The sequence below is a fragment of the Clostridium uliginosum genome (genome assembly GCF_900112485.1).
GTDB lineage: Bacteria > Bacillota > Clostridia > Clostridiales > Clostridiaceae > Clostridium > Clostridium uliginosum.
In genome coordinates, this window is the sequence record NZ_FOMG01000009.1 from 94261 (window position 1) to 119078 (window position 24818).

The 24818-nt window shown below is 27.6% G+C and carries 16 protein-coding genes; 13 read left to right on the forward strand and 3 right to left on the reverse strand.

Annotated features, from left to right (window positions below; all coding sequences use genetic code 11):
• Positions 1–77: 77 nt before the first annotated feature.
• Entirely contained in the window at positions 78–1562 is a 1485-nt protein-coding gene (locus BM027_RS08045; RefSeq protein ID WP_090090645.1) for a nicotinate phosphoribosyltransferase, read from the reverse strand.
• Between the two features lie 614 nt (positions 1563–2176).
• Here BM027_RS08045 and BM027_RS08050 point away from each other — a divergent pair.
• The gene (locus BM027_RS08050) at positions 2177–4183 is read left to right on the forward strand and encodes an ATP-dependent helicase (protein ID WP_090090647.1); all 2007 of its coding nucleotides are present in this window, start codon (positions 2177–2179) and stop codon (positions 4181–4183) included.
• Between the two features lie 96 nt (positions 4184–4279).
• On the opposite strand, the gene BM027_RS08055 is transcribed toward BM027_RS08050, so the two are convergent.
• Complete coding sequence (locus BM027_RS08055) at positions 4280–5512, reverse strand: MFS transporter (RefSeq protein WP_090090649.1); 1233 nt, start codon at positions 5510–5512, stop codon at positions 4280–4282.
• Between the two features lie 166 nt (positions 5513–5678).
• On the opposite strand from BM027_RS08055, the gene BM027_RS08060 reads away from it, so the two are divergent.
• The 5 genes from BM027_RS08060 (at position 5679) to BM027_RS08080 (ending at position 13546) form a co-directional block, all read left to right on the forward strand.
• Positions 5679–6356 (forward strand): Crp/Fnr family transcriptional regulator, encoded by a 678-nt coding sequence (locus tag BM027_RS08060; protein WP_090090651.1) that lies wholly within the window; start codon positions 5679–5681, stop codon positions 6354–6356.
• Positions 6357–7505: 1149 nt separating this feature from the next.
• Positions 7506–9653, forward strand: a complete 2148-nt coding sequence (locus BM027_RS08065; protein ID WP_090090654.1) for a cell division protein FtsA — start codon at positions 7506–7508, stop codon at positions 9651–9653.
• A gap of 17 nt (positions 9654–9670) precedes the next feature.
• Positions 9671–10852, forward strand: a complete 1182-nt coding sequence (locus BM027_RS08070) for a M20 metallopeptidase family protein (RefSeq protein WP_090090656.1) — start codon at positions 9671–9673, stop codon at positions 10850–10852.
• Between the two features lie 108 nt (positions 10853–10960).
• The gene (locus tag BM027_RS08075) at positions 10961–11929 is read left to right on the forward strand and encodes an RluA family pseudouridine synthase (RefSeq protein ID WP_090090659.1); all 969 of its coding nucleotides are present in this window, start codon (positions 10961–10963) and stop codon (positions 11927–11929) included.
• A 9-nt stretch (positions 11930–11938) separates the two neighbouring features.
• Complete coding sequence (locus BM027_RS08080; RefSeq protein ID WP_090090662.1) at positions 11939–13546, forward strand: putative polysaccharide biosynthesis protein; 1608 nt, start codon at positions 11939–11941, stop codon at positions 13544–13546.
• Positions 13547–13699: 153 nt separating this feature from the next.
• On the opposite strand, the gene spoVB is transcribed toward BM027_RS08080, so the two are convergent.
• Positions 13700–15199: a stage V sporulation protein B gene (spoVB, locus tag BM027_RS08085; protein ID WP_090090664.1), complete on the reverse strand. Its 1500-nt coding sequence runs from the start codon at positions 15197–15199 to the stop codon at positions 13700–13702.
• Between the two features lie 422 nt (positions 15200–15621).
• On the opposite strand from spoVB, the gene BM027_RS08090 reads away from it, so the two are divergent.
• The 7 genes from BM027_RS08090 (at position 15622) to BM027_RS08120 (ending at position 24598) form a co-directional block, all read left to right on the forward strand.
• Positions 15622–16920 (forward strand): PQQ-dependent sugar dehydrogenase family protein, encoded by a 1299-nt coding sequence (locus BM027_RS08090; protein WP_090090666.1) that lies wholly within the window; start codon positions 15622–15624, stop codon positions 16918–16920.
• Positions 16921–17076: 156 nt separating this feature from the next.
• A complete protein-coding gene (locus BM027_RS08095) occupies positions 17077–17751 on the forward strand; it encodes a response regulator transcription factor (RefSeq protein ID WP_090090668.1) in 675 nt (224 codons plus the stop codon).
• 77 nt (positions 17752–17828) lie between these two features.
• Complete coding sequence (locus BM027_RS08100; protein WP_175559956.1) at positions 17829–18776, forward strand: sensor histidine kinase; 948 nt, start codon at positions 17829–17831, stop codon at positions 18774–18776.
• Between the two features lie 286 nt (positions 18777–19062).
• The gene (locus BM027_RS08105; protein WP_090090670.1) at positions 19063–19569 is read left to right on the forward strand and encodes a transglycosylase SLT domain-containing protein; all 507 of its coding nucleotides are present in this window, start codon (positions 19063–19065) and stop codon (positions 19567–19569) included.
• Positions 19570–19625: 56 nt separating this feature from the next.
• The gene (locus tag BM027_RS08110) at positions 19626–20387 is read left to right on the forward strand and encodes an ABC transporter ATP-binding protein (protein WP_090090671.1); all 762 of its coding nucleotides are present in this window, start codon (positions 19626–19628) and stop codon (positions 20385–20387) included.
• A gap of 35 nt (positions 20388–20422) precedes the next feature.
• The gene (locus BM027_RS08115) at positions 20423–22354 is read left to right on the forward strand and encodes an FtsX-like permease family protein (protein ID WP_242943300.1); all 1932 of its coding nucleotides are present in this window, start codon (positions 20423–20425) and stop codon (positions 22352–22354) included.
• A gap of 531 nt (positions 22355–22885) precedes the next feature.
• Positions 22886–24598, forward strand: a complete 1713-nt coding sequence (locus BM027_RS08120; protein WP_090090675.1) for a methyl-accepting chemotaxis protein — start codon at positions 22886–22888, stop codon at positions 24596–24598.
• Positions 24599–24818 lie beyond the last annotated feature (220 nt).

The following is a 24818-nucleotide window of genomic DNA, read 5'->3' on the forward strand; positions in this document are numbered from 1 at the left end:
AAGTTACATGGTTTATTATGTTCTTTCAAATTTTTTAGTGAAAATTTTATTTAAACTAATTCTTTGTTACTACCGTGTTAATCTTGTAATTCATAGGACTTTGTATATTTGTGAAGAAGAGATTGTTTTAATGCCCATAAATTTTCAGATAAATCAACATAGTAACTATGAGGATTTTCAAATCTTAATACTTCAGACCATAGTTTGTTTATTTCATTTTTAGAAAATTCTTTGATTTCTAGTACGCTAGGGCAATCATAAACACATTTCCCTTTTTTGAAAAGTTGAACTTGAAGTTCTTTAGCATAATAATTTTTAAGTTTTTTTCTTTTCCATGTATGAACAGGATCAAAAATAGTTAATGGTTTACTTTCATCTAACTTTTCATTATTTAAAACAATTAAATCAGCTAATGCTTTATGAGAAGTCTTATCAAATATTCTGATTATTTTCTTAAAACCTGGATTGGTTATTTTTTCGTCGTTTTCACTTATCTTAATTTTAGGAATAATTTCAGAATTATTTTCTATTGCTACTAATTTATAAACACCACCAAATACAGGCTCGGATTTTGCTGTTATTAGTCTTTCTCCAACACCAAAAGAGTCTATACAAGCTCCTTGTTCTAATACATCTCTTATTATATGTTCGTCAAGAGAATTAGAGATAACTATTTTACAGTCTTCATATCCAGCTTCGTCTAACATTTGTCTACAATGCTTTGTTAAATAAGTAATATCACCAGAATCTATCCTAATTCCATTAGGTCTTTTACCCATTGGTTTTAAAATTTCATCAAAAACTTTAATTGCATTCGGAATACCAGATTTTATAACATTATATGTATCAATTAGTAAAACACAATTGTCGGGATAAAGTTCTGCCCAAGATTTAAATGATTCGTATTCAGTATCAAATAATTGTACCCAACTATGAGCCATAGTACCTATTGCAGGGATATTAAACATTTTATCTGATATAGTACAAGCTGTTGAACTACAACCACCGATTATAGCAGCTCTGGCACCATAAATAGCACCATCGTAACCTTGAGCTCTTCTTGAACCAAATTCCATTACAGGACGATCTCCTGCAGCTCTACAAATTCTATTAGCTTTTGTAGCAATTAATGTTTGATGATTTACAGTTAAAAGTATCATTGTTTCAATAAATTGTGCTTGAATTACAGGACCTCTAACAGTTACTAAAGGTTCATTTGGAAATACTGGGTTTCCTTCTGGAACAGCCCAAACATCACAAGTGAACTTAAAGTCTCTTAAATATTGTAAAAATTCTTCAGAAAAAGTATTTTTACTTTTTAAATAGTCAATGTCATCATCCGTAAATTTCAAGTTGTTTAAATATTCTAATAGTTGTTCAACACCAGCTACTATACAGTATCCACCACTATCTGGAACTCTTCTAAAAAACATATCAAAATACGCAATTTTATCTTTAAGTCCTTTATCAAAATAACCATTGCCCATAGTTAATTCATAAAAATCAACTAACATTGTTAGATTTCTTTGTTCTCTAACATTAAAATTAAACTTATTATTCATGAGTAATCTCCTTTAAATAAAATGCAACAAAACCTGTACTTAGGCACATTCAAAAAAATAATCGAGCAGTATGTTTGCCTATTTTGCGTCATAAGGAAGCTCGACTCGTATACACTCGCTGAGTAAGTGATTCACACAAAATCATAGATTGCACGGTGTGAAAGTTCGAAGAACGAAATATAAAATGCTCACAGAGAAAGTTCATGTTTCCAAATATAAAATTTGGACTATCACTTTTCGATTCTCACTTTTGGTTCTCTACTCACGTCGGCAAATTTAGCTAATAGTTTGCTATTAACTAAACTTGCCTCCTTGCCCTTACATAAAGTGAAACTTTTCAGGTGGAGTTTTACACTCCATATGAATTTAGTTGAACTTATATTAAGACCAAATATACGACACATCTTTCGTCTATTATTTTCTTTTATGTGCCTTTAGCGATTATATTTTGCTAGTTTGTGCAAGTTTTTTATAAATGAATATAATAAAACCATTGTACATCTATAATATAATTATTACAATATAGTTATTTGATAGTATATTGTCTTAGGCATATTCTTTCATATGTCTTAATAACTAATGTACTATAATAATAGAAAAAGTAGGGGATTTTAGTGAATTATAATCTTGATAAATATCAAACCAAAGCAGTAGTTGCAAAAGATAAAAATGCTTTAGTGGTTGCAGCACCTGGTTCGGGAAAAACTACAGTTATAATTAATAGAGTAAATCATTTAGTTGTTAATAGGAGAATTAACAATGGGAATATTATAATAATCACATTTACAAAAGCAGCAGCAAAAAATATGAAGCATAGGTATGAAAAAACTTTTAATAGAAATGAATCTCCTTTTTTTGGGACATTTCATGGACTATTTTATAAAATTCTTTTAAGGACAGGAATAAAGATAGAAATATTGGAGGGAGGAATAACTCATAAAATAATAAGCAATGTTTTAAGTAAATATTTTGATGATATTAATGAAGATAAAATAAAAGAAGTTATAAATAATATTTCATTATATAAAACATCCAGAACATCAATGAATGATTTTAAGCCATCTATATCAAGAGAGATTTTTGAAGATGCTATCGAAAAATATGAAGAATATAAAACAGAAAATGGAAAAATGGATTTTGATGATTTAGCAATAGAGGCTTTAAATTTACTGCAAGAAAATGAAAAAATCCTTTTAAGTTACAGAAAGTTATTTAGATATATGCTAGTTGATGAATTTCAAGATTGTGATGAATTACAAATTGACTTTTTAAAACTTATAAATGAAGGAGAGAATAATTCACTTTTTGCAGTTGGAGATGAAGATCAGTGTATTTATTCTTTTAGAGGATCAAGACCTAAATACATGGTTACTTTTAACGAGATTTTTAAAGAGGGGAAAAAACATTATTTATCAGTTAATTATAGAAGCAAGCAAAATATAGTAGAAAAATCTAAAGAGCTAATAAAATTTAATAAAGAAAGAAATAGTAAAGAAATCCTATCAAACAAAGAAGAAGAGGGAATAATTAAATTATTTACTCCATATAATGAAAAATCTCAAGGTGATATTTTATCCCAATTGATTGAAGAAGAAAAGAAGTATGATGCTAAATATGAAGAAAATGCAATTCTTTATAGAACGAATATGGAATCTATGAGCATAATTGATGCTTTAACTAAAAGACATATTCCGTTTACGTTATTAGATAGACAATATAATTTTTTTGAACATTTTATATGCAAGGATTTAATAGCATATTTGAAATTGTCAATAAATAGATTTGATAGAGAGAGCTTTTTGAAAGTTATCAATAAGCCATTTAGATATATAAGTAAAAGTAACTTAGATTATATAAGGAAATATAAGTTTGAAGAAGATCCTTTTGACATAATAATAGATAAAGACGATACACCCCCTTTCCAAAGAAAGAAGCTTGATTATTTAAAGAAGGATTTTAATTATTTAAATAAAATTTCTCTTGGCTCAGCAATTTCATATATAGTTATGGATTTAGAGTATATAGATTACTTAAAATCTTATGGAGAAAAATTTAATCAAAGTTTAGAGGATTTGGAAAATGTGGTAGAAGATTTTAAATTATCAGCTGAAGGATTTAAGACTATTTTTGAATTTTTAGCTCATATTGAAGACGTTAAAGAAGAAATAGAATTAAGCAAAAGGAAGGAAAAAAGAGAAGGGGTAATATTAAGTACAATACATGGTGTAAAGGGAATGGAGTTTAAAAATGTTTATGTTATAAACTGCAATGAAGATACCATGCCTCATTCTTCTAGTAAAGAAGATAACTTAGAAGAAGAGAGAAGATTATTTTATGTTGGGATAACTAGAGCAATAAATAATTTATATCTATTTGCACCAAGGAATAGAAGAGGAGATTTAAAAGAGATTTCAAGATTCATAGGGGAAGCAGGATTTGATAAGTTACCTAAGGATACTTATGGATACGATGTGGGAAATAAGATAATGCATAGCACTTATGGAGCAGGAGAAATAGAATCTCTTGAAGATGAGAAGATAAGTGTGAAATTTAATGATGGGGTTAATAGAAGTTTTTCTTTGAAGGTGTTAGTTGAAAATAATTTGATAAAGAAAATTTAATGCAATAATATAAATAATATGTATTATATAAATAAATTAAAATGTGGCATCTTAAAATATAAAATTCGTATTTACATTTTGAGATGCTACCTTTTTTTATCCTAATTTATTAGAAGATGTACAGTTATTATTAAATTTAATTTTACTTTTATTTGTTTTTATTTTTGAATATATTAATTTTATAGAGAAAATTAAAGATGCAATTGCTAAAACAATGCTTGCGCCAAAGTAAATATATCGGTATCCATAACTAATTACAACACTTCCCCACATAATTGATCCAATACCATATCCACCATCTAATAAAGCATAAAAGATGGCATTTGCCATGCCTCTCATATCTTTGCTTACTGTATTTATAATCATCACATTAATAATAGGTAATAAAGTTCCCATCATAATCCCACAGAAGAATCCAAACGTAATCAACATTGAAGTGGTTTTTACCATTGATATGCCTAAAATCATCATTGAAAATACAGGCAATCCAATGAATAATACTGTATTCATACCTAATCTATTAACAATCTGATTAATAAACAATCTTGATACTAATATTCCTAATGCATTAATAGTGAAAAATAGTCCAATACTTCCAAATCCTAAATAAATTCCATATAAAGCAGTAAATGAAAGAATTGTGCTTTCTGCAACTGCTGCTAAAAATAGAATTAATCCAGGAATGATTATTTTTCTTCCCCAAGAAGAAATGGTTATTTTATCATCTTTTTGCTTTTTGTAAATAGTTGTATTTGTTTTATTTTCATATGAAAGAGCAAAAGATATTACAAGTGTAATTATAGATACAATAAACGTGGTGATAAATAATAAATGAAAATCTTCATAATCATTTCCTACAATTTTCAATGCAATAGAAGGACCTATAGCAGTAGTTATTGTAAGACCTACCCCTGTATATCCTATTCCTTCAAGTAGCCTGGATTCAGGCGTAACATCAGTCACAATAGTTGCTATAGCAGTGGATGATATACCAAATCCTATTCCCTGTAATGCTCTAAAAACTAAAATCCAAAAAATTTGGTCAGTAAAAGCATAAGAAATAGTTGCAAAAGCAGTAATAAATATACCTAATAATAATATTTTTTTTCTTCCAAGTTTATCTAATAGTTTTCCTGCAAATAATCTTATAATTAAAGAAGACAGTGTAAATACACCTGTCATTAATCCTGCATATGAATCAACCTGCGTTATTTTCTTTGCATAAATAGATATAGTTGATAATAATAAATTACAAGTTAAGTTAACTCCAATAGTAATAATAAGAGCCAATATAAAATGTTTAGCCCATAATTTTTCTTTTTGTTGCATTTCTAGGTATCTCCTTAGATTGTAAAATTTCACTATCGATTTTAACATTAAACTTGTGAATAGATTGTAGTCCATGCTACAATCTATTCACAAGTTAAGGAACATGAAAGAAACTAGCTGATTTACTTGTTAGTTTTTTGAATTTGCCTAAAAAGGGGGTTGTGCTATGTTTAATCATTATAAACATTCACATAAAGCGTCTATGCATATTGATTCTAATCTATATGAAATATTTGAAAAAGCGGGTACCATACAAAGATATAAAAAAAATGAAATTATTTATTTTCAAGAAGATCCAGCAGAAAAGTTTTATATTATTAAATCGGGACGTGTTAGAATCTTTTTAGTTTCTAAAGAAGGAACTGAATTAACAATTGAAATTTTAAGAGAAGGTAAATTGTTTGGTGAATCATCTTATTTTAGTTATGCATCACGACTAACTTCTGTTAATGCAGTTACCGATGTAGAGTTGGTATCGGTAGATTTAGAACAGCTACTGCCATACTTAACTAAATATCCAAATATAATGGTTCAAATGTTTTATTTTATGTCATTGACGGTTCATAATTTATCTATTCAAGTTAATAGTATGGCCTTTTTACAAGCAGATAAAAAGGTTGCACAATTACTGTTAAGATTAGGTGCTAATTTTAAGAAAAATAAAAATGATACGTCTTATATGATTGATTATACTCATGAAGAGATTGCACAGCTTATTGGGTGTTGCAGAGTTACAGTAACCAAAATATTAAATAAATTTGTAAAAGAAAATTGGATTGCATTAGAATATAGAAATATTATTATCATAAATGAAGAAGCATTAAAACATTTTGCATTTTTATAGTAAGTATCTCATGCTAAATTTAATAAGTTGAGAGATAGCAAAGTAGATGTCTTTTTTATATAAAATAATAACGATAATAGTATATAATAAATAAATTAAGAAATAGGACAAATATTGCTCAATAAACTAGGGAAATCATACTAAGTACTTCTAATATTTGAAGTTGTACCCAAAACAGTTTGCTCCAAAGATAACTTTGGACAAACAATTTTGGAACAACTACAAATAAAGAAATACTAAGCATGATTTTCCAATGCTTATTTCACAATTATTTGTCCTATTTCTGATTTTACAGTTCACTACTACAATGCATAAATTAAAATGTCTTATATGAATTTATGAATAAAAGAAGGGATTGATTAATATTTATAGAATTATATTATTTAGAAGAATGTGAAAACATTTACAAATTTTATATAACCTTAAAAAATATTAAACATAATTTTAATATATATATTCTAGAAATCATTGTTTATTTGAATTTATTCAGTATCTTTATTATTTATTTAGAGGTTAACCATATAAATAATAAATTATATTAATTAGAATATATATACTAAGAAAGATAAGGTGAGGATATGAATAAAGAGATTATTATATTAGTAGTAACTGTAGCTATACTTGGTGTTTTTAGAAGTATTTTTAACCCTAAAAAAAATGATAAAGTTGATAAATAAATATTTCATATTCCTAAATGTAAAGAGTAGGTTATTTATTATTAGGCACATGAAAGAAAATGATAGATCAAAGATGCGTCGTATATTTAGTGTAAGGGCAAGGAGGCAAGTTCAGTTAATAGCGGCTATTAGCTAAATTTGCCAACATAGTATGATACTAAATAGACAAGCATACTGGTCTATTATTTTTTTGAATGTGCCTTAAATCATGATAATAAATAATCTACTCTTTTTTGATTTTAATCTTTTTATAGTAAAATATATAGTATAATTAGATGGATAATAATTGGTCTGTTATTTTATTTTATATGCCTTAATTGAATGTAAGTACGTTATAATATATAATTTAAAGTAGATTTGTGTAAGTCATTGTAAAATAGTACAAAAAAGACAAGAAGACTGACTAGTTATTTATTTAGAGATGCATAAAATGTTAATAAATATTAGATTAAAAGATAAAGGTTGTGTTTAGATGGAATTAAAAAATTTTAATCCAAAAGATATAATTTTTTCATTAGATATAGGAACAAGATCCATTATAGGAACTGTTGGAGTAATAAGAGATAAAAAATTTGAAGTTGTATATGAAGAATATATGGAGCATGAAGAAAGGGCGATGATAGATGGCCAGATTCATGATATTACTTTAGTAGCAAGTGTTGTTGAAAAAGTTAAAAAAAGAATTGAAGAAGAAATAGGAATTAATTTAAATGAAGTATCTATAGCAGCTGCAGGTAGATTTTTAAGAACTGTAAATGCAAAAGCAGAAATTGAATTAGATGCAGATCAAGAGATAGATAAAGAACTTGTAAGGAGTCTTGAACTAAGTGCAGTAAAAAATGCTGAAGAAGAAATAAATAATGCAACAGAAGGAAAACTATATTGTGTTGGATATTCGGTTAAAAGTTTTTATTTAAATGGTTTTCTTATATCTAACTTAATAGGACATAAGGGAGAGAAAATAGAAAGTGATGTAATTGCAACATTTTTGCCAAGATCCGTTGTGGATTCTCTTTATTCAGTAATGAATAAGGTTAATTTAAAAGTTACTAATTTAACGTTAGAGCCTATTGCAGCAATTGAAGCTGCAATCCCTAAAAATTTAAGATTATTAAATATAGCTTTAGTTGATATTGGAGCTGGAACTTCGGATATTGCTATAAGTTACAAAGAAGCAATATCAGCATATGGAATGGTTCCAATGGCTGGCGATGAGGTTACTGAAATTATAGCACAAGAGTATTTAGTGGATTTTAACACTGCTGAAGTTATTAAAAGATCTGTAAATGAATCAAAAGAAGTTTCATATATGGATGTGTTAGGTCTTGAAAATATAATACCATCAGAAAGTGTTTTAAAATTAGTTAATCCTATCGTTAAAAAAATATCAGAAGAGATTGCCAGTAAAATATTAGAGCTAAATGGTAATAAGTCACCTAGTGCTGTATTTTTAGTTGGAGGAGGAGCACATACTCCAGGACTTTTAAATGCAATTGCTACTAATTTAAATTTACCAGCTCAAAGAATTGCAATTAAGGATAGAAAATCTATTACAGAATGTGTAGCTGATAATAATTTAGGAAGTGCAGGGGTAACAGTTATTGGTATAGGATTAATAGCTTTAAGAAATTTAGGTACTGATTTTATTGATGTTATATTAAATGATTCACCTGTTAGTTTATTTAATTCACATAAGCATACCGTAATGGATGTATTGCTTCAATCAGGAATAAATCCAGCACTATTAATAGGTAAGAATGGAAAGAGTGTAAGATTTAAATATAATGGACGTAAGAGAATTGTTTTTGGTGAATATGGAGTTAGTGCTAAGATAATTATAAATGGAAATGAGGCTACATTAGAAACAGAGGTTAAGGCTAATGACAATCTAATTGTAGAATATGCTAAAAATGGAAATAATGCTAAGCCTGAAATTGCAGATTATATTAGTAATATAAATTCTATTTCAATTTATATTAATGATGAACTTATAAATTTAGATCCTGTAGTAACAGTAAATGAAGAACAAAAAGATATAAGTGAATTTTTAAAAAATGGTGATGAAGTCAATGTATTTATACCTAATAAGATTGCGAATATAAAAAGGTATGTATTAAATGAAGAAAACGTAATGTTGTTTAAAGATTATATATTATTAGAAGATGATTATGAACTTGAAGAAGGGGATAAAATCATTAAGAAAGATAATACTTATGTAGATGATAATATACAAGGTGATACTTATGTAGATGGTAACATACAAGATAATATTTGTTTGGATGAAAATTTAGAAGATTATGATTCTTCTAAACAGGATTTAGATGATAAAGATATAGTAATTGATGATGAAGATAAATTAGAAGTAGCTATTGACAGCACCAAGTATGATAAAAGTAAAGAATTTAAAGAAGAAGTCTCTAAGATGAAAGTTATTGTAAATGGTAAAGAAGTAATATTACAGGGCAAAAGTGAGTATGTATTTGTAGATGTATTTGATTATATAGATTTTGATTTAACAGTTTCAAAAGGAATAATAAATGTGAAGTTAAATGGAGAAAATGCAGCATATACAGCTAAAATAAATGAGGGTGATGTTATAGAAATTTTTTGGTCAAATTAATTGGGGAGGACTATATAATGATAGATTTTAATAAAGAAGCAAATGCAATAAAAGATGAGTTAATAGAAATAAGAAGAGACTTGCATGAACATCCAGAGGTTGGATTTGAAGAGGTTAGAACTTCAGAAGTTATTAAAAGCTTTTTAAAAAAACAGGAAATTTTGTATACTGAAGTATCTAAAACTGGAGTTTGTGGAATTATAAAAGGGGAAAAAGAAGGGGATACTAAAACAATAGCATTAAGAGCAGATATGGATGCACTTCCTATCCAAGATAAAAAGATTTGTGACTATAGTTCAAAGGTGAGTGGTAAAATGCATGCATGTGGGCATGATGCACATACCACAATACTTCTTGGAGTTGCAAAAATATTAAATAAGTATAAGAATTTATTTAGTGGAAATATAAAATTTATATTTGAACCAGCTGAAGAAACAGTTGGTGGAGCTAGGTATATGATAAAAGAAAATGTTTTAGAAAATCCTAAAGTTGACTGTATATTAGGACTTCATGTTGATGAAAGCGTAAAGGTTGGAAGTATTGAGATAAAAAAAGGTGTGGTTAATGCAGCATCAAATCCATTTACTATAAAAATAACTGGTCAAGGGGGACATGGTGCATCACCTCATACTACTGTTGATCCTGTAGTTATAGCAAGTCATATAGTTATAGCACTTCAAAGTATTGTAAGTAGAGAAATATCTCCTGTAAACCCAGCTGTTATTACTGTTGGAACTATTCATGGAGGAACAGCTCAAAACATTATTCCAGGAGAAGTTAAATTAAGTGGAATAATTAGAACGATGACTAAAGAAGATAGGCAATTTGCAATAGACAGATTAAAAGAAATTGTAAATGGAATTGCATTAGCATCAAGAGCCAAAGCTGAAATAGAAATAGAAGAAAGTTATCCTTGTCTTTATAATAATGATGATATGGTTAGTTTAGTTAGAGAATCATCAAGTCATATTTTGGGAGCAGACAATGTATTAGAGCAAAAGGCACCTCATATGGGTGTTGAAAGCTTTGCATATTTTGCTATGGAAAAGCCAGGAGCATTTTATTTTTTAGGTTCAGGAAATAAGGATAAGAAAACTACAGAACCTGCACATAGCAATTTGTTCAATATAGATGAAGATTGCATACCACTTGGAGTAGCAGTACAATGTTTATCTGCATTTAATTACTTGACAAAGTAACAAAATAAGATTAATCTAACCAATGTTATAAAATTATGGCATATGAAAGAAAATAGCAAGTAAAAGCTACAATGCCTAAACCAAAAGAAAAACTAGGAGTGATAATATTTGAAAATCGAAATAGGTTCGAATGAAGCTGGTCAAAGATTAGATAAATTTTTAAGAAAGTTATTAAAGGATGTACCTTTAAGTGCAATTTTCAAAGCTTTAAGAAAAAAGGATATAAGAGTTAATGGTAAAAAGGAAAACGAAAAATACTTTTTACAAGAAGGGGATATAGTAGAAATAAAATATATTAAAAGTAATCCAGAGAAAAAAGAAAAGTTCATTAAAGTAGATGCTACTGGAATGAAGATTACATATGAAGATGAAAATTTGTTGGTTGTTGAAAAATGGCCAGGTCTTTTAGTTCATGCAGATCAAGATGGAAAGGAAGCAACATTAACAGATTATGTACTTTCTTATTTAAATGAAAAAGGAGCATATATACCAGAAAATGAAATAACATTTACGCCAGCTCCATGTAATAGATTAGATAGAAATACATCAGGAATAGTTATGTTTGGAAAAAACTTTGAAGGCTTGAAGTTGATTAATGAAACTATTAGAGAAAATAGAGTAAAGAAGTATTATATAGCTTTAGCTAAGGGTAAAATAAGAGATGATTTATATACAGGATACATATTAAAAAATGAAGATACTAATATATCAAAAGTATATGATAAAGAAGTACCAGATTCTAAAAAAATAGCAATGGAAGTAACTACTATACAAACAAATGGAGCTTATTCATTACTTGAAATAAACTTAATTACAGGAAGAAGTCATCAAATAAGAGCACACTTATCACAACTTGGAAATCCAATAATTGGTGATAATAAATATGGAGATAAGAAGTTAAATTCATTCTTCCAAAATAAATATGGCTTAGATTATCAATTCTTATATGCTTATAAATTAAATTTCAAAGAAATGAATGGAAAATTAGAGTATTTAAGAAATAAAATTATAGTGGAAGCATTACCTCCAATGTTAAAGAAAATAAAACAGGATGCGTTTAAATTTTCACTTAGATAGGGGTCAAAAATGAAAGAACAATCATCTACTAAAGGGTTTGTAATTCTTTCAGCAGCAGGGATATTAGCTAAATTAATGTCAGTATTTTATGTGCCTTTCCTTAGAAGAACAATAGGTCTTGAAGGTTTAGGCATATATCAAATGTGTTATGAAGTATTTCTTTTTGTATATGCAGTAACTACTTTAGGAGCACAGCCTGCAGTTGCAAAGGTTGTCGCTGAACTTTCAGCTTTAGAAAATAAAAAAGATGCTATAAAGGCATTAAGAATATCAAGAGCAATTTATGCTGTCATTGGAGGCGTGCTTAGTATTCTTTTAATGATTTTTGCATTCAAAATAGGGGATCTTATAGGAACTCCAGAAGCATCATATGGAATTTTATTTTTATCACCTAGTATATTTGTCACAGCAATATTATCTGCTTATAGAGGATACTTTCAAGGCAGAAATAATATGACGGCTATAGCTGTTTCTCAAGTGTTAGAACAAGTTATAAATGTTGCAACAAGTTTAATATTTGCATATATACTAGTTAAGATAAGTGTTCCTTATGGAAGTGCAGGAGGAACAATAGGTACTACCTTAGGTGCATTTATTGCTTGCCTTTATATGATATATATTTATTACAAGAAAAATTATGAAGAAGAAGCATTAAATATAGAAGTTCCTACAAAAAGAATGAGCAACAAAAGGATTGTTAGAAAATTAGTTAAGTATGGTGTTCCTATTACTTTAAGTGCAGGACTTCAAAATTTAGGTAGCCTTGTTGATATGGTAAATGTAAAGAATAGATTAAGTTTTGCAGGATTTGCTCAAAGTACAGCAAATGAACTTTATGGAGTTTTAGGTACATATAAAACATTATTATCAGTTCCTTTAGTAATAGTAACAGCTTTAGCAACTACAGTGCTTCCTGCAATAGTAAGTGCAGTTGCTTTAAAAAATAAAAAAGAAGTTAAGAAAAAAGTTAATTTTGCGTTTAGGATAACTTATGCAGTAACAATACCAGCTGCAGTAGGTCTTGCAATTTTAAGCAGAGAAATTTATAAGTTACTATATGCTTCAGAGCGAGGATATGAACTCATGATATATGGATCTGTAGTAGTAATCTTTATGGCAGTAGTTCAAATACAAAATGTTATATTACAAAGTATGAACAAGCTTTATTATGTTTTAGGAACATTTATGATTGGAATAATAACAAAGATAACTGCAAATTATATATTAGTTGGAATAAAAGATATAAATGTTTTAGGTGCAGTGTTTGGAAATTTCTTATGGTTTGTAATTCCTTTTATATTAAACCAACGTAAGATTAGCAAAACATTAAAAATGAAACTTCCAATTTTTAAACATACATTAAAGCCAATCATTTCTTCATTAGGAATGGTTGCAGTGATATATCTAGTTAAAGAGCCTTTAGAAGTATTACTTATATTATTTGATGTAGGCGGCATAATAACAGGCATTACAACTATTATTATGATTGGAATAGCGGGATTTGTTTATTTATATTTAATGATAGTACTTGGCGGTATTAGAAAAAATGATGTTAATTCATTTTCTCCTAGACTGTATAATATGTTACCAAGATTTTTAAGAAAAAGATTAAGATAAAAAATAATAAGGAATATAAAAAAATAACAAGTCAAAGATGCTATGTCTATTTTATGTAATGGCAATGAAATATTACACAAAATAGATTAGCATACTGATTTGTTATTTTTTTGAATGTGCTTAATTCTTAAATTTGTATTTTAAAACAGTAAATTAATTTTCACTTTCTCCAAAAGTTCCTAAGTATATAAATATTAAAAATGTTAGTACCATAACTGAAATATTTTTTAAAACTGGAAAGTTATTAAAAATGTTATGTGCAAATATATTTATAATTAAAAAGCTTAAAATTCCAAGCAGTGAATAAATTATTACATTAGATTTATTTATATTAAGATTAACATGCTTATTAACTTCATGGAGATTAAGAATTAATCCAATTCCTGAGGACATAAACATTGTAAGGCTATGTCCAAGTATATTGATAGAAGGAATAGATGTAAAAATATATAAGCATATCAATTCAATTACAGCCTCTATTAATGAATTTCTAAGAATTATCCCTTGTCTATTAAGTCCATTTAGTATGCCAAACATAGTAAATGCAGTAAAAAATATTGGAGAAGAGAGAGAAGCAAATCTAATATAAACACCTAAATCATTTCTTCCATAAAACATTTCACCTAAAGAATCTGGAATTACATTACAAATTATTGTAGTTGCAATACCAAGCAAAAAGGCGACTTTCATAACTTTCCTAATTCTTAACGAAGCTTTATATTGATTTCCTTGACTTAAGCTTTGAGATAAATCAGGAATTAATAGTGTATTAATTGTAGAAACTACGATTAAAGGAATTCCTATTAAAGTCAGCGCCATTCCGTTATATTTACCTATCATGCTTAAAGCTTCTGTGTAATTAAAGCCAGCGGTAACAAGACGTCTAGGAACAATTAATGTACAAAGTGTTGATAATATATTAGTTAAAAAACCATTTAAACATAAAGGTATTGACATAATAACCACATCAAATAAAAGCTGCGCTCTATTTTCAGGTCTTTCATAAGATATAGGCATTTTATTTATAGAATATTTGTAATAGATGTAAAGAAAAAATAAACTCTGGAACTCACCGATACATAAAGCCACTGTTGCTAATGTAACCATGTTTTGAAGTGTTTTAGCTTTTAAAAAGAAAATAAGAATAGTTACAGTAAGTATTCTCATAGCCTTTTCCGAAATATCTATTATAGCAGGGACTGTTATTTTAGAAGTACCTAAAAAATATCCCTTAAAAATGTTAGATATAGCAATACACACCATAGCAGGACATATTACTCTAAGTGCATCTATTGTTCTTAGATCATTAACTCCATATTTACCTATAAAGGGAGCTGAAAAAAATACCATAATTCCTATTAGTATGGCCCAAGTTATGTTAAAAATTGCAACAACTCGGATTGTTCTAACTATGTTATTATGCTGACCTTTTTGACTATAGATAGCGGCCATTTTAGAAATTGAAGCAACTACACCAGCTGTCATAAGACATATAAATAAATTGTAAATAGGCATTACTAAATTATAAAGCCCCATGCCCTCAGGACCTAGAATTTTGGAAAGATATATTGTAAATATAAATCCAAGTATGCCAGTTGTTATATTAGATGCTGTTAGCAAAAAAGAATTCTTAACAAAATTGTCCTTATTCAAAGCTCATTCACTCCTTTAAGTTACTATAAATCATATTCGAATTGAGAGTTAAATATGAACTTTCCAGATTAAAAGTTAAGGTATACTTAAAAAAATAACAATAAAAATAGATATATGCCTAAACTCTAACTTAGGCACATGAAAGAAAATAACAAGTCAAATATACTAGTGTACTGACTTGTTATTTTTTGAATGTGCCTTAGTATGTGGAGTAAATCATACCTCTATTTTTTTATACAAATTTATTTTTTTGCTATGTTTTAAGTGAATGTTGATATTTTAAAACATAGTCTAAAATAAAAGGTTATGTTAAATGGAATATTTTGCATTATTAGAAATATAAATTTAACAAGGGATTATATAAAATTACAGGTAGCAATTGGATAAACTAATCATTAGGGCATATAGAGGGGGATATAAAGTTGAAAAGATTTTGTCAGTTTTTAATTATTTCAGTAGTTATAGTAAGTGCAGCTTTTTTAGTGTTTAAATTTTCAGGAATATATAGAGTAAGTCTTTTAAAAGATAATATAGATTGGAGCATTGTAGCTAAAAATTGTAATGATGCATTAACATTTGACAAAGACAAAGATGACAATACATATGTAGCTTATGAGAATTCTATAAAAGTATTAAAAAAAGATGGAAGAGAAGAGATATTAGTTCAAGATAAATCATTATCTATAGAAAGTTTGGTTTGCAATGATGAAAATTTATATTTTATATCAAAGGGAGAAATTTATCATTATAATACACAAAATAAATTTTTAGAAGTAATTTTAAAAGATATACCAACTCAAGGAAAGTACTTAGATAGACATTTAATACTTAAAGATTCAAAATTGCTTTTATCTATTGGAGCAGCTACAAATTCAGGAGTAGCAGAAAAAGATGATAATTCTACTTTAAGGAATATTCCTTATGATAAGACGCCAATTAATATTACATTAAGCGGAGAGAACTACGGAAAGGAGAAAACAGGTGCATTTATGTCATATAAAGAATCTAGTACAAAGGGACAAAAAATAAGTGCAAAAGAGTTAGGTAATGCTTCAATAATTGAAATTGATTTAAATACTAATAAAAATTCACTATATGCTTGTGGTATAAGAAATATAAAGGGGTGGGATATAGATAGTAAAAATAATTTAATTGCGATAACTGGAGGAATTGAAAATACTGGAGTAAGACCAGTAGCAAGAGATTTTGATTATATTTATAAACTTGAAAAAGGCAACTGGTATGGATGGCCAGATTTTAGTGGCGGAGATCCTATAACTTCGCCAAGATTTAAAGGAGAAAATATATTATCACCAATTATTTTAAATCCCCCAAACAAAGTAGTTTCAGCACCATTATATCAATTTTCTAAAATAGGAGGTTTAGAAAATTTAGCTATAGATAAAGAGGGTACAATATTAGATAAAGATTCGAAAGTATTTTATGATAAAGAAGATAATATGATCTGTTCTATAGATGAAAGAGGAGTATTATATAGATTATTAAAGCTTAGAGATGAAAGCGAAATTAAAGGAATAAAATATTCAAATGGAGCAATTTATATTTTAGATGGAGGAATAGGATGTATATATAAACTGAAATTAGGGGGAGCATCACTAAAATTTAATCTTCCAAAATCAATTTGGATATTCATAATTTCTCTTTTGTTTATTTTACTTTTACTAAATATAAGAAGAATTAATAATAAAATAAAAAGATGAGTTAGTGAACGAATTATCTTAAAGAAAATAGACAATTGACAAGTATCAGCAGATGAAATAAAATATCCTATCATATGATACAATATTGCTATAAAGTAATCACACTTTATACGATAAATATAGTATGCAATTAGATTTTTAAGAGGTGGAGACTATATGTTTAAAATTATGATAGTAGAAGATGATGTAAAGATAAGAGAAATAGTTAGTGAGAATATTATTAAGTGGGGTTTTGAAGTATTTTGTGTAGAATGTTTTTCAGATGTATTTAATAATTATGTAAAGGAGAAGCCTCACTTAGTACTAATGGATATAAACACTCCTTCTTTTGACGGGTTTTATTGGTGTAATAAAATAAGAGAAGTATCAAAGGTCCCAATAGTATTTGTTTCATCAAGAAATACTAATATGGATATTATTATGGCCATGAATGTGGGTGGGGATGACTTTATTCAAAAACCTTTTTCTATAGAGGTTTTAATGGCTAAAATTAATGCTACATTAAGAAGAACTTATTCATATACTAGTATAGAATCTGATGTTATAGAATATAAAGGTGTAATTTTAAATTTAAAAGAATACACGGTACTTCATAAGGATGAAAAAATAGAATTAACTAAAAATGAATTTAAAATTTTACATATGCTTATGAAGAATGGCAGAAACGTAGTAAGTAGAGAAAAAATAATGAGAAGTTTGTGGGATGATGAAAGCTTTGTGGACGATAATACCTTAACTGTTAACATCAATAGATTAAGAAAAAAATTAGAAGGAATAGGTATATATAACTTTATAGAAACTAAAAAGGGGTATGGGTACACAACAATATGAGCATAAAGCAATATTTTAAGGATAAGACATCATTAATTATATTTTATTTAATCCTTATGGGGTTCATATCTTTTAGCGTGAAGTTATATGAAACTAACAATGTCAATTTGTATAACTTAATATATATGAATTTCTTTACATTAGTTTTATTTATAATATATTTATTGATGAATTATGTAGAGAATCAAAGATATTATAAAGAACTTAAAAAGTTATTAGAAGATGAAGATGAAGATATGGTATTTAGTTTACCAACCCCCAATAACTATGAGCAAAAGTTATATATAGAGTTAATTAAAAATTTATACGAAATGCAGAGATTAAAGCTTAATGCGTTATATGATGATAAAAAGGAAAATGAAGAGTTTATTACATCATGGGTACATGAAATAAAAAATCCTATAGCAGTTAGTAGATTAATAATGCAAAATAGTGAAGGCAAATACATAACAGATATTTTAGATAGCTTAGAAGATGAATTAGATAAGATAGATGGATATGTGGAGCAATCTCTATATTATTCAAGAAGTGATTCATTTTCTAGTGATTATTTAATAAATGATTTAGAAATTAATAAATTAGTAAGAGTAGCAGTAAAAAAACAAGCTAAAACTTTTATTAATAAACAGATAAGGGTAGAAATAACAGGTGAGAGGTCAACTGTAAGTAGTGACGGGAAATGGTTAAGTTTTATTATAGATCAAATTTTAACTAATTCTTTAAAGTATACAGGTAATGGTGGGATTATAAAAATAAACATGGTTAATGATGATGGTCAAAAGAAATTAAGCATAGAGGATAATGGTACAGGTATAAAAGAAGAGGATATTAGTAGAGTATTTAATAAAGGTTTTACAGGAATAAATGGTAGGGACAGATATAAATCTACTGGCATGGGACTTTATTTAGCTAAAACCTTGGCTAAAAAGCTTGGACATGATATATCTATAGAATCAATTTATGGCAAATATACAAAGGTAATTATAAGCTTCCCTAAGCTTAATGCTTATTATAGATTTAATTAATAAATATAGATAATAAAGATCAGACTATGATAATGGAATAAAATCATAGTTTGATCTTTATTATTTTTATGAAAGGCTATGTTTTAAAATAGTGTTTATATTACAATATCAACATTTACTTAAAACATAGCCTTATGAAAAATAGAATCATAAACTTTAAGGTGACAACAATGTAAGGTTAAGGGTTTAATATGTAAGTTAAATAGATGGTTAAAGAGTCAAATAGATTTTATAATAGTATTGTACTTAAGAAGAAAATTAATATGAATTTTAGGAGGATAAGATTATGAATAAGAAATTAAAAGTAGTTATTACTAGTTTAATAATAATATTAGCAGGCGGATTTATTGTTGGGAACAAGGTTATATATTCATTAAAAAATGAAGATACTATAAAAAAATATGCAGAGGAATACAAGGTAGATCCAAAGTTAATGGCGGCTATAATAAACAATGAAAGTGGTTTTAGGGAGTTTACGGATTATACTAAAGATGGGAAAAATGGACTAATACAAGTTAGAGATTATACTGCTGCTGATTGGGCTAAAAAAATGAATTTAAGTGATTTTCAAGATAAGGACATTCTAAAAACTGATTTAAGTATTAAAATGGAGGCTTGGTATTTATCTAATTCTTATAATAAACAAAATTCAGAAGATGCAATTAAGTCTTGGGTGGTTAGAAATGTTAAAGAGGGTAATGAGTTAGATAATCAAGAGATTGAAGGCAGAGTAAATCAAATAACTAAAGAATTTAAAGGATATAAGTTATTTCATCCATTCTTAGGAAAATAGATTTTATAATAGTATTATACTTAGGAAAAAAAGTTGATTGTTAGGAGGAGAAAATTATGAAAAATGTTTTAGTAGCTAAAAATGCTAAAAAAGTTTACGGTGCAAGAGGTAATTCTTATACTGCATTAAATGGAATAGATTTAGAGATTAAAGAGGGCGAGTTTGTTGGGATTATGGGACCTTCAGGAGCTGGAAAGAGTACTCTTTTAAATATCATTTCAACTATAGATAAGCCTTCATCAGGTGTTATAGAAATTGGCGGACAAGATATAACTAAGCTAAATGAAGATAAATTATCAGAGTTTAGAAGAAATAAATTAGGGTTTATTTTTCAAGATTTTAATTTGTTAGATACATTAAATGTTAAGGAAAATATAGTGCTTCCATTAGCTTTATCAAAGGTAAATCATAAATCTATAGAAAAACAGGTGAATGAAATAGCAAATAAGTTAGGAATATATGAAATATTAAATAAATATCCTTGTGAAATTTCAGGTGGACAAAAGCAAAGGGTAGCTGCGGCAAGAGCAATTATAACTAGCCCAGAGTTAGTATTAGCAGATGAACCTACAGGAGCCTTAGATTCAAAGTCATCAACTGAACTTTTAGAGTGCTTAACTGAGCTTAATAATAGTAATAAGGCAACAATATTAATGGTAACTCATGATGCCTTTGCAGCAAGCTATTGTAAAAGAATTATATTTATAAATGATGGAGTATTATTCACTGAGTTAGTAAGAGGTGGTTCAAGAAAAGAATTTTTCCATAAGATATTAGATGTTTTATCGACTTTAGGTGGAGCGAGTGATATTTTATAAATCAAATTTACGAAGGAGGTGTGTAGCTGGTGAATATGTTTCAGATAGCACTAAGAAATGTTAAAAGAAATTTTTATAACTATTTTATATATTTTTTATCAATGGTATTTAACGTAATAATATATTTTATATTTCAATCTATACAGTATAATGATCAAATAGAAAAAATGGTTGGTGGGTCAAAAAAAATAAGTTCGGCTTTCCATGCAGCTTCAGTAATTCTTATAATATTTATAACTATATTTATTTGGTATTCTAATTCTTTCTTTATTAAAAAGAGGAAAAGAGAAGTAGCTTTATATTCAATGATGGGTGTAAAAAAGAAGCAAATAGGTAGAATGCTGTTTTATGAAACTATAAGTATGGGAGCTTTAGCTTTACTAATAGGTATTATATTAGGAAGTATATTTTCAAAGCTATTTAGTGATTTACTTATAAAAATTATGGGTATAAGTGCCATAATAAACTTTAGTATAAGTTCTAAGGCTATTTATGCAACAATATTAGTTTTTGCAATAATATTTATTGTAGCATCATTGCATGGATATAGCTTAACATATAGATTTCAATTAATTGAATTATTTAAGGCAGAAAATAAGGGAGAAAAGCCACCTAAGGCATCAATTGTATCTGCAATATTGGCAATCGTATTTATAAGTGTAGGTTACTATACATCAGTAAATATGTTTGAACCAAAATTTTTTGTAAGTAGTTTTGGATTAAGAGTGGGAGTGTTATTTGGAAGTATAATAATCGGCACATATCTATTAATTAAGAATTTTACAACTCTTATAGTTAAGATTTATAAGAAGAATAAGGCTAGATATTACAAGGGTATAAACATGATAGGAGTATCTCAGCTACAGTATAGATTTAAATCAAATGCTAGAACACTTACAATTATAGCATTACTTAGTGCAACTACTCTAACATCAGTGGGACTTAGTTATAGCCTATACTATATGAATGAAAAAGGGGGAAGAGATTCAGCACCATTTGATTTACAATATGTATACAACAAAACAGATTATGAAAATATAATAAGTGCTGTTGGTGAGGATAAAATAAAGAATAACTTTAAATTAGAACTTTTAAGAACTCCTGTAGTTTTTAAAGGCGAAAAACCGCCACAAAAATTATATGAAAAAGAAGAAGATATATTATATTTAATATCAGAGAGTAAATATAATAAAATCATGACTGAACTTAACAAAGATGAATATACAGTTAAGATAAAGAATAAAGATGAATCTGTACTATTAGATTCAACTCAAAGTAAAATACTTAAAGGTGATTATGAAAATACAAAATATATGCTATATCCTGATAATGAAGATTACGAATTAAATGTAATAGGAAGAAAAAATATAGATTTAACAAATGTAGGAATAGCAGGGTTGCTTGCAGTGGTTAGTGATGAAACATATGATTCTTTTTATAAAAAAGAAAATTTATTTGAAATAACCTCTATCATGTTAAAAAATCCTAAGGATGCGACTATAAGCACAAGTATAAAAGGAATTTTAAATGAAGAGCAAAAGGAGAAAATAAAATTTGTTTCATATTATGATTATTATAATGCGGGAATAGCATCATCAGGGCTTATGCTTTTTGTAACAGGATTTTTAGGACTTATATTCCTTATAAGCACAGGAAGTATAATCTACTTTAAACAACTTACCGAGGCTAATGAGGAAAAGGGAAGATATGAAATATTAAGAAAAGTAGGAGTTAGTGAAAAGGAGATAAAGAAAACTATAAGTAGGCAAATGTTGTTAGTATTTTTACTACCGTTAATACTGGGGATATCACATGCTAGTTTTGCAGTAAGTTTATTCTCTACTATTATAGGATTTAATTTCATGATACCTGCATTAATAAGTTTTGCCGCATATATTGCAATATATGTTATTTACTACATAGTAACTGTTAGAGAATACTATAATATAGTAAGTAAAAATTCATAGTAAAAACTCTCATAAGGGATTTGACCTTTATGAGAGTTTTTTTATTCTTTGAAAAATTATATTATTAAAGAAGTTGTGGATAACTCAGATTATAGTTTTGTTTAAAGGTTAAGAAATAAAAACTAAAGAATAAAAAGAAAATAAAGAAAACTATAAGGCATATGAAACAAAATAGACTAGCATACTGACTTGTTATTTTGTTGAATATGCCTAAGTAGAAAATGTTGTTAGTATTTTCTAAAATGCACCCTATAGAGTAGAGAATATATAATATATCTGATAGTTGATTTTAGATATTATAGTCGAATATTAAAGAATTATTAGTTATAGAATAATGGACTTTTAAAAAAATAGTCGTATTATCAAGAAATATTGAAAGTTATGTAGAAATATCAGCATAATTTTAACTATAATGGTTTGTACTGTAGTATAATTTAATGATATTATTTTAGAAAACTATTTTTAGAAAGAGAAATAGAAAAACTATTAATAAGCCAAAGTTAAATAATAAAATATCAAGGAGGAATTATAATGGATTTATTAAAAAACATAAAAGTAAAAACTAAATTAATTTCAGCATTTTTAATTATAGCAACATTAATTGTTGTAGTAGGTTTAGTTGGAACAATATCCTTAAAAAATGTGGCTACAAAGTCAGAAAATATGTATAGTAATAATATGCAGAATGTATATATGTTAACTGATATGACACAAAATTTAACACAAGTTAAAAGTGATATATTACAACTCGTGTATGTGAGAGATTCTTCTAAAAGATCTGATTTAGAAAAAGATATTCAAGCAAATAAAGATGAAAATGATAAATACAGTGCAACCTATGAGAAAAGTTCTAAGAGTGATGCAGAAAAACAAGGTTATACAGTATTTAAAAGTCAATTAGAACAGTATAGAACTTTAAGAGAAAATGTTATTAAACTTGTAGACTACAATAATTATGCTGAAGCAGAAAAGCAATATTTAGAAATGTCAAAAGTAAGGGACACAATGTTTGAAAGCAGTGACAAACTTGTTAAGGCAAATCTTGATGATGCAAAAAATGTAAATTCAAATATTCAATTATTGTATAGCAGTTCAAATATACTTATGATTATATTAACATTGGCAGGACTCGTAATTGCAATTTTACTTGGTTTGTTAATGTCAAAAGATATAAGTAAGCCGTTAATTAAGATAAAAAACTTAGCAGAAAGATTAGCTTTATATGACTTTTCAGTTCCAATGACTATTACAAGAGGAGATGAATTTGGACAAACAGGTACTGCTTTAAATACAGCACAGGGGAATGTAAACAACTTGATTAAGACAATTATGGAAAATTCACAGGATTTAAGTGCATCATCAGAGGAATTATCAGCAACTGTTCAAGAATTATCTTCTAAAGCCGTAACTATTGATGAAGCAGTAGATACTATTGCTTCAGGTATTCAAGAATCAAGTGCGACATCAGAACAAGTAAGTGCATCTGTTCAAGAGGTAGACGCAAGTATTAATGTATTATCTTCAAAAGCGATGGAAGGAAGCTATAATTCAAATCAGTCTAAAGAAAGAGCTACAGAAGTTCAAAATAATAGTCAAAAAGCTTTAAAGGAAACTCGAAAAATATCTGCTGAAAAACAAGATAAGATGTTGAAAGTAATTGAAGATGGAAAAGTAGTAGATAGTATAAGAGTTATGGCAGATACCATCGGAAGTATATCAGAGCAAACAAATTTACTTGCATTAAATGCTGCAATAGAAGCAGCGAGAGCAGGAGAACAAGGCAAAGGCTTTGCGGTAGTGGCAGACGAAGTAAGAACGCTTGCAGAACAATCTTCGCAAGCAGTAACAAGTATTCAAGAAACTATTGTGAAAGTTCAGCAGGCATTTAAAAGTAGTATTGATACAGGTAGTGATATACTAAATTTTATTAATACAGATGTAAATGCACAATTTGATGCTTATGGAGAATCAGGTGATCATTATTATAATGATTCGGATTTTGTAAGTAAAATGTCTGAGGAAATTGCTGCTATGTCTGAGGAAATTACAACTACGGTTGGACAAGTAAGTGAAGCGGTTCAAAGTATGGCACAGTCATCACAAAAATCAAGTGAAGAAGCACAAACAATAAAAGAAAGCATGGATGAAACTACAAAAGCCATAGAACAAGTGGCTTTAACGGCACAAAGTCAATCAGAAATTGCTCAGGGGCTTAATGAAATGGTACAAAAGTTCAAAATTTAGAGGCAGGTAAACGTGATTTGTTTACAAGCATACTGGTCTGTTAATTTTTTGAATGTGCCTTAAAGTAAACAGTGTGATATGAATAAAATTTACGCAGTGCATAGTAAACTTATTTGTCATAGAATAAATTTAAAACAATAAAAATAGAGATGTTATTAATTCAGCATCTCTATTTTTATTGTTTTTCACGCATAAAGTATATAAATTGAATGATGTTAAA

Coding starts and splice junctions, on each gene's coding strand:
- BM027_RS08120 (WP_090090675.1), top strand. CDS start 22,886: ATGGATTTATTAAAAAACATAAAAGTAAAAACTAAATTAATTTCAGCA.
- BM027_RS08110 (WP_090090671.1), top strand. CDS start 19,626: ATGAAAAATGTTTTAGTAGCTAAAAATGCTAAAAAAGTTTACGGTGCA.
- BM027_RS08055 (WP_090090649.1), bottom strand. CDS start 5,512: ATGCAACAAAAAGAAAAATTATGGGCTAAACATTTTATATTGGCTCTT.
- BM027_RS08105 (WP_090090670.1), top strand. CDS start 19,063: ATGAATAAGAAATTAAAAGTAGTTATTACTAGTTTAATAATAATATTA.
- BM027_RS08070 (WP_090090656.1), top strand. CDS start 9,671: ATGATAGATTTTAATAAAGAAGCAAATGCAATAAAAGATGAGTTAATA.
- BM027_RS08115 (WP_242943300.1), top strand. CDS start 20,423: ATGTTTCAGATAGCACTAAGAAATGTTAAAAGAAATTTTTATAACTAT.
- BM027_RS08045 (WP_090090645.1), bottom strand. CDS start 1,562: ATGAATAATAAGTTTAATTTTAATGTTAGAGAACAAAGAAATCTAACA.
- BM027_RS08060 (WP_090090651.1), top strand. CDS start 5,679: ATGTTTAATCATTATAAACATTCACATAAAGCGTCTATGCATATTGAT.
- BM027_RS08095 (WP_090090668.1), top strand. CDS start 17,077: ATGTTTAAAATTATGATAGTAGAAGATGATGTAAAGATAAGAGAAATA.
- BM027_RS08065 (WP_090090654.1), top strand. CDS start 7,506: ATGGAATTAAAAAATTTTAATCCAAAAGATATAATTTTTTCATTAGAT.
- BM027_RS08080 (WP_090090662.1), top strand. CDS start 11,939: ATGAAAGAACAATCATCTACTAAAGGGTTTGTAATTCTTTCAGCAGCA.